This window comes from Rhizobium sp. BK251 (assembly GCF_004345245.1).
Classification (GTDB): Bacteria; Pseudomonadota; Alphaproteobacteria; order Rhizobiales; family Rhizobiaceae; genus Rhizobium.
Genome location: NZ_SLUQ01000001.1, coordinates 132010 through 145222, shown reverse-complemented (window position 1 = coordinate 145222; position 13213 = coordinate 132010). Strand labels below are relative to the sequence as shown.

Annotated in this window: 15 protein-coding genes; 6 read left to right on the top strand and 9 right to left on the bottom strand. The window is 59.8% G+C overall.

What is annotated here, in order from left to right; genetic code table 11:
• Positions 1-107: 107 nt before the first annotated feature.
• From motA to EV286_RS00685, 6 genes are all read left to right on the top strand, one after another.
• Complete coding sequence (gene motA, locus EV286_RS00710) at positions 108-980, top strand: flagellar motor stator protein MotA (protein ID WP_132955080.1); 873 nt, start codon at positions 108-110, stop codon at positions 978-980.
• Between the two features lie 36 nt (positions 981-1016).
• The gene (locus EV286_RS00705; RefSeq protein WP_132955079.1) at positions 1017-1928 is read left to right on the top strand and encodes a FliM/FliN family flagellar motor switch protein; all 912 of its coding nucleotides are present in this window, start codon (positions 1017-1019) and stop codon (positions 1926-1928) included.
• A 64-nt stretch (positions 1929-1992) separates the two neighbouring features.
• Positions 1993-2586, top strand: a complete 594-nt coding sequence (gene fliN, locus EV286_RS00700) for a flagellar motor switch protein FliN (RefSeq protein WP_132955078.1) — start codon at positions 1993-1995, stop codon at positions 2584-2586.
• A 28-nt stretch (positions 2587-2614) separates the two neighbouring features.
• A complete protein-coding gene (fliG, locus tag EV286_RS00695; RefSeq protein ID WP_132955077.1) occupies positions 2615-3658 on the top strand; it encodes a flagellar motor switch protein FliG in 1044 nt (347 codons plus the stop codon).
• A 126-nt stretch (positions 3659-3784) separates the two neighbouring features.
• Positions 3785-4867: a flagellar biosynthesis protein FlhB gene (flhB, locus tag EV286_RS00690; protein WP_132955076.1), complete on the top strand. Its 1083-nt coding sequence runs from the start codon at positions 3785-3787 to the stop codon at positions 4865-4867.
• Positions 4868-4872: 5 nt separating this feature from the next.
• A complete protein-coding gene (locus EV286_RS00685) occupies positions 4873-5313 on the top strand; it encodes a hypothetical protein (protein ID WP_132955075.1) in 441 nt (146 codons plus the stop codon).
• A 109-nt stretch (positions 5314-5422) separates the two neighbouring features.
• Here EV286_RS00685 and EV286_RS00680 read toward each other — a convergent pair whose 3' ends face one another.
• The 9 genes from EV286_RS00680 to EV286_RS00640 all read right to left on the bottom strand — a co-directional run bounded on the left by EV286_RS00680 (position 5423) and on the right by EV286_RS00640 (position 13212).
• The gene (locus EV286_RS00680) at positions 5423-6169 is read right to left on the bottom strand and encodes a helix-turn-helix transcriptional regulator (protein ID WP_132955074.1); all 747 of its coding nucleotides are present in this window, start codon (positions 6167-6169) and stop codon (positions 5423-5425) included.
• Positions 6170-6178: 9 nt separating this feature from the next.
• Positions 6179-6925 carry a helix-turn-helix transcriptional regulator gene (locus EV286_RS00675; protein WP_132955073.1) on the bottom strand — a complete coding sequence of 249 codons (747 nt, stop codon included), beginning with the start codon at positions 6923-6925 and terminating at the stop codon, positions 6179-6181.
• A 661-nt stretch (positions 6926-7586) separates the two neighbouring features.
• Entirely contained in the window at positions 7587-9266 is a 1680-nt protein-coding gene (gene fliF, locus EV286_RS00670; protein ID WP_132955072.1) for a flagellar basal-body MS-ring/collar protein FliF, read from the bottom strand.
• Positions 9267-9444: 178 nt separating this feature from the next.
• Positions 9445-9834 carry a hypothetical protein gene (locus EV286_RS00665; protein WP_132955071.1) on the bottom strand — a complete coding sequence of 130 codons (390 nt, stop codon included), beginning with the start codon at positions 9832-9834 and terminating at the stop codon, positions 9445-9447.
• Positions 9835-9853: 19 nt separating this feature from the next.
• On the bottom strand, positions 9854-10408 hold the full coding sequence (gene cheD, locus EV286_RS00660) for a chemoreceptor glutamine deamidase CheD (protein ID WP_132955070.1): 555 nt from the start codon (positions 10406-10408) through the stop codon (positions 9854-9856).
• Positions 10405-10794 (bottom strand): chemotaxis response regulator CheY2, encoded by a 390-nt coding sequence (gene cheY2 / locus EV286_RS00655; RefSeq protein WP_132955069.1) that lies wholly within the window; start codon positions 10792-10794, stop codon positions 10405-10407. Before cheY2 ends, cheD begins: the two co-directional genes overlap by 4 nt.
• On the bottom strand, positions 10794-11843 hold the full coding sequence (cheB, locus tag EV286_RS00650; protein ID WP_132955068.1) for a protein-glutamate O-methylesterase CheB: 1050 nt from the start codon (positions 11841-11843) through the stop codon (positions 10794-10796). Before cheB ends, cheY2 begins: the two co-directional genes overlap by 1 nt.
• Positions 11840-12748 (bottom strand): protein-glutamate O-methyltransferase CheR, encoded by a 909-nt coding sequence (cheR, locus tag EV286_RS00645; protein WP_132955067.1) that lies wholly within the window; start codon positions 12746-12748, stop codon positions 11840-11842. The genes cheB and cheR overlap by 4 nt, the downstream gene beginning before the upstream one ends.
• Positions 12745-13212: a chemotaxis protein CheW gene (locus EV286_RS00640; protein WP_132955066.1), complete on the bottom strand. Its 468-nt coding sequence runs from the start codon at positions 13210-13212 to the stop codon at positions 12745-12747. Before EV286_RS00640 ends, cheR begins: the two co-directional genes overlap by 4 nt.
• Between the last annotated feature and the right edge of the window lies 1 nt (position 13213).

Below are 13213 nucleotides of genomic sequence, written 5' to 3'. Positions count from 1 at the left end.
GAAGCTGGCAACCGCGAATGCCGGCTTCGGCAAGCCTTCAACAGCCTCACGCAAGCCAGAAAACTTATTCCGGTTGTGGAAAATCAACGCTCGGATGTGGACTGACGATGAACATCATTATCGGATTTGTGGTGACCTGCGGCTGTATCATCGGCAGCTTCATGGCGATGGGCGGTCACGTCGAAGTTCTGTTTCAGCCGTTCGAGTTCCTGATCATCGGCGGCGCCGGCCTCGGCGGCTTCATCATGGCCAATCCGATGAAGGTGGTGAAGGATTCCGGCAAGGCGCTCCTGGAGGCGTTCAAGCACGCCGTCCCGAAGGAGCGCAACTACCTTGACGTACTCGGCGTGCTCTACTCGCTGATGCGCGACCTGCGCACCAAGTCGCGTAACGAGATCGAAGCCCACATCGACAATCCCGAGGAGTCGTCGATCTTCCAGTCGGCCCCGACGGTCCTGAAGAACAAGGAACTGACGGCCTTCATCTGCGATTATGTGCGCCTCATCATCATCGGCAATGCTCGCTCCCACGAGATCGAGGCGCTGATGGACGAGGAGATCAACACGATCCATCACGACAAGATGAAGCCCTACAACGCCATCACCATCATGGGCGACTCCTTCCCGGCGATCGGTATCGTCGCGGCCGTTCTCGGCGTCATCAAGGCCATGGGTCACATCAATGATTCGCCGGAAGTCCTGGGCCACCTGATTGGCTCGGCGCTCGTCGGTACCTTCCTCGGCATCCTGCTCTCCTACTCCGTCTGCGCGCCGCTGGTCTCGCAGATCAAGATCGTGCGCAACAAGCAGCATCGCCTTTACGTGATCGTGAAGCAGACCCTGCTTGCCTACATGAATGGCTCGGTCCCGCAGGTGGCACTCGAGTACGGACGCAAGACCATCTCCGCCTATGAACGTCCGTCGATCGATGCGGTGGAGCAGGAAATGATGAATCCCGGCGGTGAGAACAAGGCGGCCTGACGACCCATGAGCAACGAACCTTCCCGAGTACCCGCAATGAACAGCGCGCTTCTTGCCAAGCTCACCGGCGGTCTGGGAGACTCCGCCACGGTTGCAAAACTCTGCAGCACCTTTGCCCAGGTCTATACCGAATTCCTGCCCGACGTCATCAAGAGCGAGACGGGCCTGGACGTGACGGTCGGATATGTCGGATGCGAGTCCGGCCTGATATCCGATCTCATCGCCGAGCTCGGCGAGAATGTTGCACTGGCCGATGTCTCGCTGCGCAACTGGTCGCCGAACGTTGTTCTCTCCTGCGGCAGCGGCTTCGTCATTACACTGATGGAGCATCTCCTCGGCGCTCTTCCCGACGTGATCGAGGAACCTTCCTTGCGGCCACTCTCCGTGATCGAGCTCGACCTGGCCGTGATGGTCTTCGACAAGATCAGCGGCATCATGCGCTCCGCGGTCAACGCGGCAGGTGGTTTCGAGCCGATCATCGGCCGCCCCCACAACATCGACGACCGGCCGAAGCGTCCCGACGACCATGTCGACGAATATGGCGCGACGGTTCGCATGAGCATCAAGCTCGGTCCCGTCACTTCGGAGTTTGCGCTCGTCATCCCGCAGAAGACCCTGCTCAAGACAAAGATCGTCGCTCCGAAGGCCAAGGGCCAGTCTGCCGCCGCGACGGATTGGGCAGAGCAGCTGAGCGAGCAGGTTCGCCGATCCCAGGTCACTCTCGAGGCCCGGATCAAGCTGCAGTCGCTCACGCTTGGCACGATCTCGAAGCTTGCTGCCGGCGACGTCATTCCGTTTTTCGAAAGCGGCGATGTTCGCGTCGATGTGAGCGCCAACAGCAAGGAATTGTATGTGTGCGAGTTCGGACGATCCGGTGAAAACTACACGGTGAGAGTGAAGGACAATGTCAATCCCGACCACGATTTACTTAAGCATATAATGAATTAATCGGTTTTTTCGCACCTCGGTTGCACGGCAGCTTGAGGCAAGTTTCAACTGGAATAGTGATTTCATGGCTACGAAGAAGACACAGAAAAGCAAGGAAGAGGCATTGGAGCTTCCCGGCGCAGACGCCGATCTGGAGCAGGCCATCGATGACCTTCGCGGAGTGTTGAAGAAAGACGCCGGATCTACCGACTTCGGCAGCGAATTCGGCTCGGACCTGACGACGACCGGGTTTGGCAGTGACGGCCCGGACCTCTCGGCGTTCGGCGGTGACTTCGGAAGCGATACGGCTGCCTCGGATTTCGGCAGCAGCTTCGGCGGCGAAAGCTTCGGTGGCTCGCCCTTCGGCGACACCAGCTTCGATGCCGGCGCTTCGAGCTCCGTGCAGGCACCGGGCAGCGCGCTGACGTCCAACCTCGATCTCATCATGGACATTCCGATCGATGTCCAGATCGTTCTCGGCAGCAGCCGGATGCAGGTCTCGGGCCTGATGAGCCTCAACGAGGGCGCCATCATCGCGCTCGACAAGAGGATCGGCGAGCCGGTGGAAGTGATGGTGAATGGCCGCAGGATCGCACGCGGCGAGATCACCGTACTGGAAAATGACGATACGCGCTTCGGCGTGAAACTGATTGAAGTTCTGAGTACGAAAAAAGCCTGATCCCTGTGCGGGACGGAGAGGTAAGACCATGATGGACTTTGACGATTTCGGTGGCGCACTCGCCCAGAAACCGTTGACCCAGGCTGAAAAGGCGGCAGCCGTTCTTCTCGCGATGGGAAAGCAGGTCGCGGGCCGGCTGCTGAAATATTTCACCCAGAACGAGCTGCAGACGATCATCGGGGCTGCACAATCTCTCCGTCCCATTCCTCCGGACGAACTGGCGCAACTCGTCGCCGAGTTCGAGGACCTCTTCACAGAGGGCGCCGGCCTGATGGACAATGCCAGGGCGATCGAAAGCATCCTCGAGGAAGGCCTTACGCCCGACGAGGTCGACAGCCTGCTCGGCAGACGGACAGCCTTCCAGGCCTACGAGACTTCAATCTGGGATCGCCTCGGCGAAGCGGATCCGGTTTTCGTCAGCCGCTTCCTTCTTCGCGAGCATCCGCAGACCATCGCCTACATTCTCTCCATGATGCCCTCGTCCTTCGGCGCGAAGGTGCTGCTCGAACTGCCTGACAGCCGCCGCGCCGACATCATGCACCGTACCGTCAACATGAAGGACGTGAGCCCCAAGGCCGCGCAGATCATCGAAAACCGCGTGGTCTCGCTGCTTGCAGAAATCGATGCGGAGCGGAATTCCGCCGGCTCGACCAAGGTTGCGGAACTCATGAACGAGATGGACAAGCCGCAGGTCGATACGCTGCTCACTTCGCTCGAATCGATCAGCCAGGAGGCCGTCAACAAGGTTCGTCCGAAGATCTTCCTCTTCGAGGACATGCTGCGCATGCCGCAACGAAGCCGCGTCATGCTCCTCAACGACATTTCCGGCGACGTGCTCACGATGGCGCTTCGCGGCGCCTCGACGGAAATCCGCGAGGCCGTGCTTGCCGCGATCAGCCCGCGTCAGCGCCGTATGATCGAATCGGACCTGGCAACGGGTACTGCGGGCATCAATCCCCGCGAGATTGCGATCGCACGCCGCGCCGTTGCCCAGGAAGCCATCCGCCTTGCGAATTCCGGCCAGATCCAGCTCAAGGAGACGGAAGGCGAGGGCACCGCGGAGGCCGCGTAAGGCCGCCTGTTGAAAAGCCAAAGTCGGGGGCGATCGTCCGGTTGATCGCGACCGCCCCCGGGTCTAGGCTCCCGCCGCGACGGGCTGCGTGCATGCGGACCGCGCGATTGAGAAGGGGCGGCGATCTTGGCTGACGATGAAGACAAGGACAGCAAGACCGAGTCGCCAACCGAGAAAAAGCTTCGCGACGCCGCCGAAAAGGGCAACGTGCCATTCTCGCGAGAGGCACCGATCTTCGCCTCCACCGCTGCGATCTTCCTCTATCTCCTTTTCTTCGCTCCGAATGGGGTCAGCCACATGGGCGAGATCCTGCGGGATCTTTTCGAACAACCCGATCAGTGGAAACTCGAGACCGGTCCCGACGTCATTTCGCTTTTCGTGCGTCTCGGCTGGGCGATGGCGGCACTCCTTGGACCGGCCTTCATTCTCTTCATCATCTTCGGTCTGGGTGCTTCGATCTTCCAGAACCTGCCGCAGCCTGTGCTCGAGCGCATACGCCCGCAATTCTCGCGAATCTCGATCGTAAAGGGCTGGAATCGGATATTCAGCGGGCCCGGTCTCGTCGAGTTCGGCAAGTCGCTTTTCAAGATCGTGATCGTTTCGATCATCATGTTCTTCGTCCTTCGCTCGGAATTTTTCCACTCCATCGATTCGATGTTTTCCGACCCGCAGACGATCCTCGTGAACGTGACGGCCGTGCTCAAGAAGATCGTGATCGTCATTCTTCTCGCGACGGCGACAGTCGCGATCATCGACCTCTTCTGGACCCGGCACCATTGGTTCTCCCAGCTCAGGATGACGAAGCACGAGGTCAAGGAGGAGTACAAGCAGGCCCAGGGCGACCCAGCCGTCAAGTCGCGCCAGAGGTCGGTGGCGCGCGACCGCGCCCGCCGGCGCATGATCAACAACGTACCGCGCGCGACGCTCGTCATCGCCAACCCGACCCACTTCGCCGTAGCACTGCGCTATGTAAGGGAAGAAAACGACGCGCCGGTCGTCGTCGCCAAGGGCCAGGACCTGATTGCGCTCAAAATTAGGGAGATTGCCGAGAAAAGCGGCATTCCGGTCTTCGAGGACCCTCCGCTCGCCCGCTCCATGTTTGCGCAAGTCTCGGTCGATAGTGTCATTCCATCAGTCTTTTACAAGGCTGTCGCGGAACTCATACACCGGGTCTACGCCGCGCAGCAGAATAATAAACGGGTACGATAAGCCGAATGAAAAAATGCCCCTACTCTGCCCAACGTGAAAAGATCCTGGCCGAGGCGATCAGCCCAGTCGCGAGCGAACTCAGGCTGCTTGATCCTGCCGACCTGATCTCCCTGCTGCGGTTCGAGTATTACGGCAGTATCACCGATCTCGTGGCCTCTGCTGCGGAACTTTATTTTCATCCGGGCATCGTCAATTTCGGCGTCGGAGGCGATTACAAGCTCGAATGGGGCGGCCTTCCGGAAATAACGCTCGACCTCGAAATCAAACCGCCCGGCGTGACGATCTATGCGCGGCTCGCGCTCGCCGGCGATCATGCCGGCATCGACATCAACCATATCGCCTTCCAGGATCCGTCCGCCGACCCGGATGAAAATACCGCTCTCCTCGAGAATAGCCTTAGACAAGCTCGCTACGAAGTCCGGCGGCCCGACGCCATGGCAGGCTGAACGCCAGCCTCCGCCGCGCACCATGCGTAGAACCGACAATCCAGACGCCTAATTCGCCCCTGCCCCGGATTCGACATCGATCTCCGGGGGAAAGGCTATCCCGCTCTTGTCAGCTGATGTAGCCGAGCCGGATCGCCTTGGCGATCGCCTGGATGCGGTTGACGGAGTCGAGCTTGATCGTCGCCGAGCCCAGATAGGCATTCACCGTATGGACCGACAGGCCAAGCTTGTCGGCGATCTCCTCGCTGATCCTGCCATCGCCGGCAAGCTGCAGGCAGGCGATCTCACGATCGCTGAGCGATTCGGCTGCGGCCACTCGCCGCTCATCCAGCGAAAGCAGATCGACCATGACGTGGCAGCTGCGACCGTGCAGCTCGACGACCGTATCGCTCGTCAAATCCAGCTGGTCTGCCATCAGCAGAACATAGCCGTTGCCGACGGCGCCGAGGCGTACCGGGAAGGCTATGCCGGAGAAAGGCACAACATTGCCCTTGAGCCGGACAACAAAGGGAGAAATGTCGAAGGTCTCGACCGAGTGATCCTCGCTGCTGCCATTCCAAACCAGCGGCAGCATCGACTTGTCGATATGCTCGATGAGCGTCTCACCATAGGCGTCGGCAAAGGCCTTGTTGATGGACGCATTACTCGTCCCCCAATTGTCGAACTCGCAGACGAGCCGCTGTCGACCCGGCAGGCCGGAGCCGGTGACGCGATAGATTGCGAAGTGCTGGGCATCCACCAGTTTCTGCATGGCAACCAGGCGCGGAAAGAGGTCGGACCGGCTGGAAATCCTGTGAAGACGCATCATGCGCATTTCATCCGCGTTGAAGGCCGCCCTGCCTGACGGATGCCCCATTGATTCTCCTCAGACAAGGTTGTTCCTGACCGCAAAGGCAATCGCCTCGGATCGCGTCTTGGTGGCGGTCTTGCGCATCACGCTCGTGATGTAGTTGTTGATGGTATTGCGCGAGATGCCGAGGATGACCGCGATCTCGTCGCTGGTCTTGCCTTCGGCAATCCAGAAAAGGCATTCGATCTCGCGTTCGGTCAACTCGAAATCCCGCTCCGCCTTGCCGCTGCCCCTATCGAGGAAACTTGCGAAGTAGCCGGCCAGCAAGCCGATATCGCGCAGGCGTTCCGGCGACACGACAAAACCGTCGAAAAAGAGAAAGATGAAGGAGAGACGCGAGCGGCCGACATTGAATGTCAGCGTGCAGGATTGGCGGCTCACGCCTTCCGGGAGCTCCGCACCGGCCGGTAGAAGGGTGAAGCTCGGCTGAAAGAGCTGCAGGCATTTTTCGAGCTCGGTCGTGCGCGACTGCCCACTGACCAGCTCGTTTGCCAGGCCCTTCACGAGATCGAACGGCCAATCCGACGAAAGAACGAAGTCGAGTCCGCTTTCCTGCACGAGATCGCAACGCGCGAGCAGATAGTGCGATGCACCGACATAGTCGGCCATAATCCGCAGTCCTGGCTGGAGACGAGCTTCTCCGGCGAAAAGACCAAGCTGCCTGATGAGCTGCTCTCGTGACAGCAGCCTCGGGCCGGTCGCAGGCGTTGGTGCGGCTACTGGCCTGTCACCTTTGCTCGCCTGCAATATATGCATGTCCATCTTCGTACTTCCCGCCGCTGAAGTCGACCACACGCTATGCGAACAAGTTACTCACACCAGCCCACAACGCGCCGGGCCGCCGATGACATCTTCGCGAATCGCCTTACCGTAAGCCATGGCTTATAAATCTCCATCTCCGCGTTCTTGGGATTTACTCGGCACCGCTCTTATGCATGACGAATCGCCCTGATCATATTCATTCGGGCTACTACGGGCTAATACTAGGTTGATTCTTTAGAGCTAGCAATACGCCTCTCGTAAAACGGGAATTTTACAAATATAACTTGCCTCAATACATAATTTCGCGTCTTGCGAACTATGTTTCGTCGCGATGATAAATCTGCGATCCTCGACGTATATCTCTCAGATGATGCGAATACTTTTTACTCTCCCGGAGTCTCCGTCGACAAATTAGTGTGTATGCTCGCACGTGATAGACCATGGGGTTACGAGCGGCGAATGATCTATAATCAACAATTGCTTTTCGTGACAAATCACCGTTGATTTTTTATTTAAAAAATAATACTTTTTAATAAAATTCGGAAATTAAGCTGAACTTTTATCGCAAATACTAACAGTTTTATGGATGTCGATTAGCTTCCATTGCCTCTCTGCAAAAGATACATCGGAAAATGGAAAAGGCCGGTTTCCCGGCCTTTGCTTATGCAGCAGTTTCGACTGCCCATTTTCGGAGAATCTTTGCAGCGCGCTCTTCGCTGATCTCCACCATGCGTGACAACTTCCGCTCCGGCCCTTCCCTGACGCGCCGGTTGAAGTTGCCTTCGTCGTCGCCCATAGTGAGTAGGTCGTCGGTGCTGTCGAAACCGAAGTCGGATCCGAAGCCGTCCATGAGCGCGCCGGCACCTGTGCCGCCCGCGGGCGCAAAGTCCGGCAGCTCAAGGCCGGACGGTTCCGGTATGGCGTCGCCTGCGACGCTCTTGCCGGCCACCGTCTTGACCAGCGGACGCAGACCCATCCAGACAACCAGGAAGGCGACCGCGATGAAGGCGAGCGAGTTGATGATGCCGGCGAGGTTGCGGCTCAGCATATCCAGGACGCGCGGGCCACTGGCGCTGTCTTCGAGGAGCTGGTTCTCCAGGAAGTCCATCGCCGTCACGGAGACGATGTCGCCGCGGTTGGTGTCGAGGCCGGCTGCGGATGCGACGATCTTCTGCATCTCCGCCAGGTAGGCATCGATCTTCGCCTGATCGACAGGCTCGCCGACCATCTTGGCAATGCGACCCTTGTTGACGACCACGGCAATCGAGAGCTTTTCAATGCTGTAGCTGTTCTTGGTGGTCGCGACCGTCTTGCTGTTGATTTCGTAGTTGGTCTGCTCTTCCTTCTTGTCGGACTGGTCGCTCGACTCAGGGCCAGCGCCGCCGGACTCAGGTGCCGCCTGCGGGATGTTCTGCTCGACGGTTGCGGCCGTGTCGGACTGACGCTGCTGCGACTTGTTGGCTTCCTTCGTCGTGCGAATGGAGCGCTCGACCTTGGACTCGGGATCGTAGACCGTTTCCTGGATCTGCTGGCTGTCGGTATTCAACTGTGCGGTGACGCTGGAGCGGAAGTTGTCCATGCCGAGGAAGGGCGCGAGGGCCTTGTCGATGTTGGATTCGACTTCCTGCTGGACGTTCTGGACAATGTTGAGCGAGCGATTGAGCGAGCTGTTGCTTGCCTCGTCGCCGGAGGCGAGCAGCTGTCCCGCCGAGTCGAGAATGGTCACGTCGTCGACGTTGAGCCCCGGAACGGCCGAGGCGACGAGATGGCGGATCGAGGACGCGGCATTGCGCCCCGTCGAGGCGCTGGCGCGGATCATCACCGAAGCCGTCGGTTTCTGCTCCGCCTTCCGGAAGTTGCCGACATCCGGCATGACGATATGGACGCGTGCAGCGGTGATCCCGGAGATCGACTGGATGGTGCGGGCGATTTCGCCTTCGAGCGCACGCACGCGCGTAACCTCCTGCATGAAGGAGGTAAGACCGAGCGAGCCTACGTTGTCGAAGAGTTCATAGCCGGCATTTGCGCTGTTCGGCAGGCCACGCTCTGCGAGGAACAGCCTTGCCTTTCCGGTCATGCCCGCGGGCACGCTGATGCTCGAACCGTCGCTTCCCACTTGGAAATCGATGTTGGCTTCGGCAAGAGCCATGCTGATCTGGTTGAGATCGGGTGTCTCCAGACCGACGTAGAGCGTTTCCTGGGCCGGCTTGTTCACATAAAGCGCCGCCACGAGGATCAGGGCCATGGAAACGACGCCAATGCCGATGAGTGCAATGAGACGATTTCTTCCCAGGTCTGCGAAATTTCTAAAAACCTGAAGTAATTGATTTAACAGATTCATTCTGTTCTCACACGATCGGTCGAGGACTAAAACGGCTTATTGCCTCATCCCACGATAGATAGCGAAGCTTGTGCGAGCGTTTCCTGAACCTAGGGTCGTAGAGCTTTCCGCCACGCACCTCCATTTCGTCCCCGGAGGCACGTGCATCGGATAGTCGGAGCTGGCTGGCGAGCGGCTCTCAGAAGAAATCGAAATCGCCGGCGGCCTTAGCAAGCGGCTGCGAATGGCCATGGCGCGTGCCGCCGCCGAGCGCCTTCTGCATCTCCGCGAGCTTGACGAGGTTCAGCGCCGTGGCCACCTCCACCGTCCAGCCCTGCGGAATGCCGGCGGTAATCGTATCGATGAATTCAGCCAGCCCGCGCGTCTTCTGGACGGCAAGGTCGATCCCCTGCATGACCTTCATGCTGTCCGGCGACTGGAGGATGCTGACACCGCCGAGATCGAGAAGCTGCGGCTCGATCCGTTCGATGAGATAAGCGACATCGTGCAGCTCGGAGACGATCCGCATGAGTAGTTCAGGCAAGGATTCCTCGCCGTCTGCCGCATTCAAAGTTCCATCAAAACTCATTTTAGAAAATTCCTCGCAATCAAAAGAATTCAATAGAACTTTCGACAGGCTTCTCGACAACGACAGGACGCTGTTCGAGAGCGACCGTCCGCTGCGTTTCGGCGCCGGTCAGCGGATATTGCCTTGCCCGCCCCGTTTCCGGCCAGTATTCAAGCTTGCGTCCATGGTCCCCGCCCGTGCTGGAGCCGACGACGGGAATGCCTTCGTCCCTCAGGAACTGCATCGCGAAGGCCGCGTTCTGCTCGCCGACATTGGAGAAGGTCGCGATCGTCTTTGCCCCGCCGAAGACCTTGGCCTCCAGCCGATCACGACGGGCGCCCTGCTTGAGCAGACCGTTGATCAGGAGCTCCATGAGATGCACGCCGTATCGGGTCGCATCGCCACCGCTCATCGGCGCGGCCGAGGTACCCGGCAGCAGGAAGTGGTTCATACCACCGACACCCGCTACGGGATCACGCAGGCATGCAGCCACGCACGAGCCGAGAATGGTCGTCAGCACCACATTCGGCTCGCTGATGACCTTGTACTCGCCTTGAATGATGTGCACGCGCCGGGCCGCACCCTCGACAATCATTTCAGCGCTCCGAACACGGCCTCGATCGCCGCCTTCATCTTCTCGATCGTGAACGGCTTGGCGAGCACGTTGTTGGCGCCGAGTTGCGCCGCCTTCTGCACCAGCGCACGGTCACCCTGGGCAGTCAGGATGATGAAGGCCGCCTTCTTCGTCGTCGGATTGGTCCGAACAGCGTGAAGGAAGCCGAGACCATCCATCTTCGGCATGTTGAAATCCGAGATCACGAGATGATGGGGCTGCTGCTCCATGATCTTCATGCCCTGCTCGCCGTCGCCGGCGGCAGTGATCTGCTTGAAGCCCAGCTGGGTCAGGGCATCGCTGAGCAGGAGGCGACTTGTAACCTGGTCATCGACAATAAGGACTTTAATCTTTTCCGCGATTGACATTATTCACTTCCTTCTTTTCGGGCGGCCGTCAGTTTCAATATTTCCTCGCCGATCGCATTCAGCGGCAGCTGCTGCTCAACGGCTCCGAGCTCATACGCAACCCTCGGCATTCCATAGACCACGCAGGTCTTTTCGTTCTGCCCGACGGTACGGGCACCGGAATGACGCATCTTCAAAAGACCTGCTGCGCCGTCCCGGCCCATGCCGGTCAGGATCACGCCGACGGCGTTTCGGCCGGCGAGTTCCGCGACGGAATCGAACAGCACGTCGACCGACGGTCGATGGCCGTTGACCGGATCCCGGTCAAGGAGACGGCAGCAGGGCGCATGGGGATTGGCGACCTGCAGGTGCCGCTCGCCGCCGGGGGCGAGGTAGATCTTGCCGATTTCGAGCCGTGCGCCGTCAGTTGCTTCCTGGACGACGGGTGCGCAGATGCGGTTCAGCCGCTCGGCAAAACTCTTCGTGAAGGTGGACGGCATGTGCTGCGTGATGACCGTCGGCGGGCAGTTTGCGGGGAACTTCTGCAGCACGGCGATCAGGGCTTCGACGCCACCGGTCGAGGACCCGATCGCGACGATCTTGCGTCCGACGCGAAAGTCGGCGACTGCCGGCGGTGGCGCCGGAGGAGTCGCCTGGGCCGGCCGTACCTGACGGTGTTGCGTGCGGGCGGCAGCCTTGACCTTCTCCGCCAGGTCCCCGAAGGGCCGCGCATCGCCGGGCGCCGGCTTTCCGACACAGTCGAAGGCACCGATTTCCAGTGCCGCGAGCGATGCTTCTGCGCCCCGATGAGTGAGCGTCGAGACCATGATGACCGGCATCGGCCTCAGCCGCATGATCTTCTCGAGGAAATCGAGGCCGTTCATGTTCGGCATCTCGATGTCGAGCGTCACGACATCCGGATTGAGCTGCTTGATGGCGGCGCGCGCCTCCATTGCGTCGCCCGCCTGGCCGACGACGCTGACGTCGGGATCGGCGCTCAGGACTGCAGTGATGAGACCCCTCATCGTTGGAGAGTCGTCGACGACGAGTACGCGTGCAGGTGCGCTCATGCCTTTCTCCCCATGCTCTTGCCGATATGGCGGTAGGTTGTAATGCCCGTGTTGTCGAAGAGGTTCTTTGCCTCGCCCGAGACCCGTTCCGAATGGCCGATGTAGAGGAAGCCCCCCTCCGGCAGCAGGCCAGCAAAGCGCGACCAGATCTTCATCTGGGTCGGCTCGTCGAAATAGATGACGACGTTGCGGCAGAAGATGACGTCGAAATCGCCCTTGAAGGGCCATTGCGCCATCAGGTTCAACTCATTGAAGGTGATGAGGCGCTTGACCCGGTCATCGACCTGGAACTTCCTGCGGCCCTGGACCTCGACCTCCTGGAACCACTGCTTGCGCATGGCCGGAGCGACGGTCTCGAGCGCCGTCTCGTCATAGGCGCCGACGCGGGCCAGGCTCAGTATCTTCGGATCGATGTCGGTCGCGAGGATTCTGAAATCATAGTCGGCCGCATTCGGCATCAGCGACAGTACGGTCAACGCGATCGAATAGGGCTCCTGGCCGTCCGAACAGGCCGCCGACCAGATGCGCACGCGCCCGCCCGACCTTGCACGCTCGACCAGCTTGGGGAGAACCTCGTTGCGCAGATGCTCGAAATGGTGGTTCTCGCGGAAGAAGCGGGTGAAGTTGGTTGTCAGATGCGAGAGCATCTCGCGGCGCGCCTGGGCGCCGGCCGGCGAGGCAACGAGCGCACAGTATTCCCGGAAGCCGGAGAGCCCGAGGCTGCGTATGTGCTTGGAAAGGCGGGAATAGACGAGAGAGGCCTTCGTCTCGTTCAGGAAGATGCCCGCATCCGAATAGATCATCGCGGCGATTTCCGAGAGGTCGCGACGCGTCAACGGGTATTCCCCGCTCGCGAGCACTTCGTCCGGCGATTGCCTGAGATCAGTTGCACCCAAAGCGATCATGCAGCCTCGCTCTCGGTCTCGGGAAACAGTGCCTCAAGCTCGACGAGGCAGATCATGCGGCTGTCGATCGCCAGGATGCCGCGTGCGAACTGGCGCTCCAGATCGGAGGAGATTTCCGGCGTCGCCTGGATGTTGTCGTCGGTCACGGTCAGGATGTCGGAAACGGCGTCGACGAGGAGGCCAACGGTCTTGCGCCTGACCTGCGCGACGATGATGACATGCCGCTGCGTCGGTTCCGCCGGCTTCATGCCGAGCCGCGCGGAGAGATCGACGATCGGCAGCACGGCGCCGCGCAAGTTGATGACGCCGATCATGTACGACGGCGAATGCGGCATGGTGGTCGCGGGTGTCCAGCCGCGGATTTCGCGGACGGACATGATGTTCACGCAGAATTCCTGATCCCCGATCCGGAATGCGATGAGCTCGCGATCACCCTGAGACAGGCTTTTGACTGTGTAAGACATG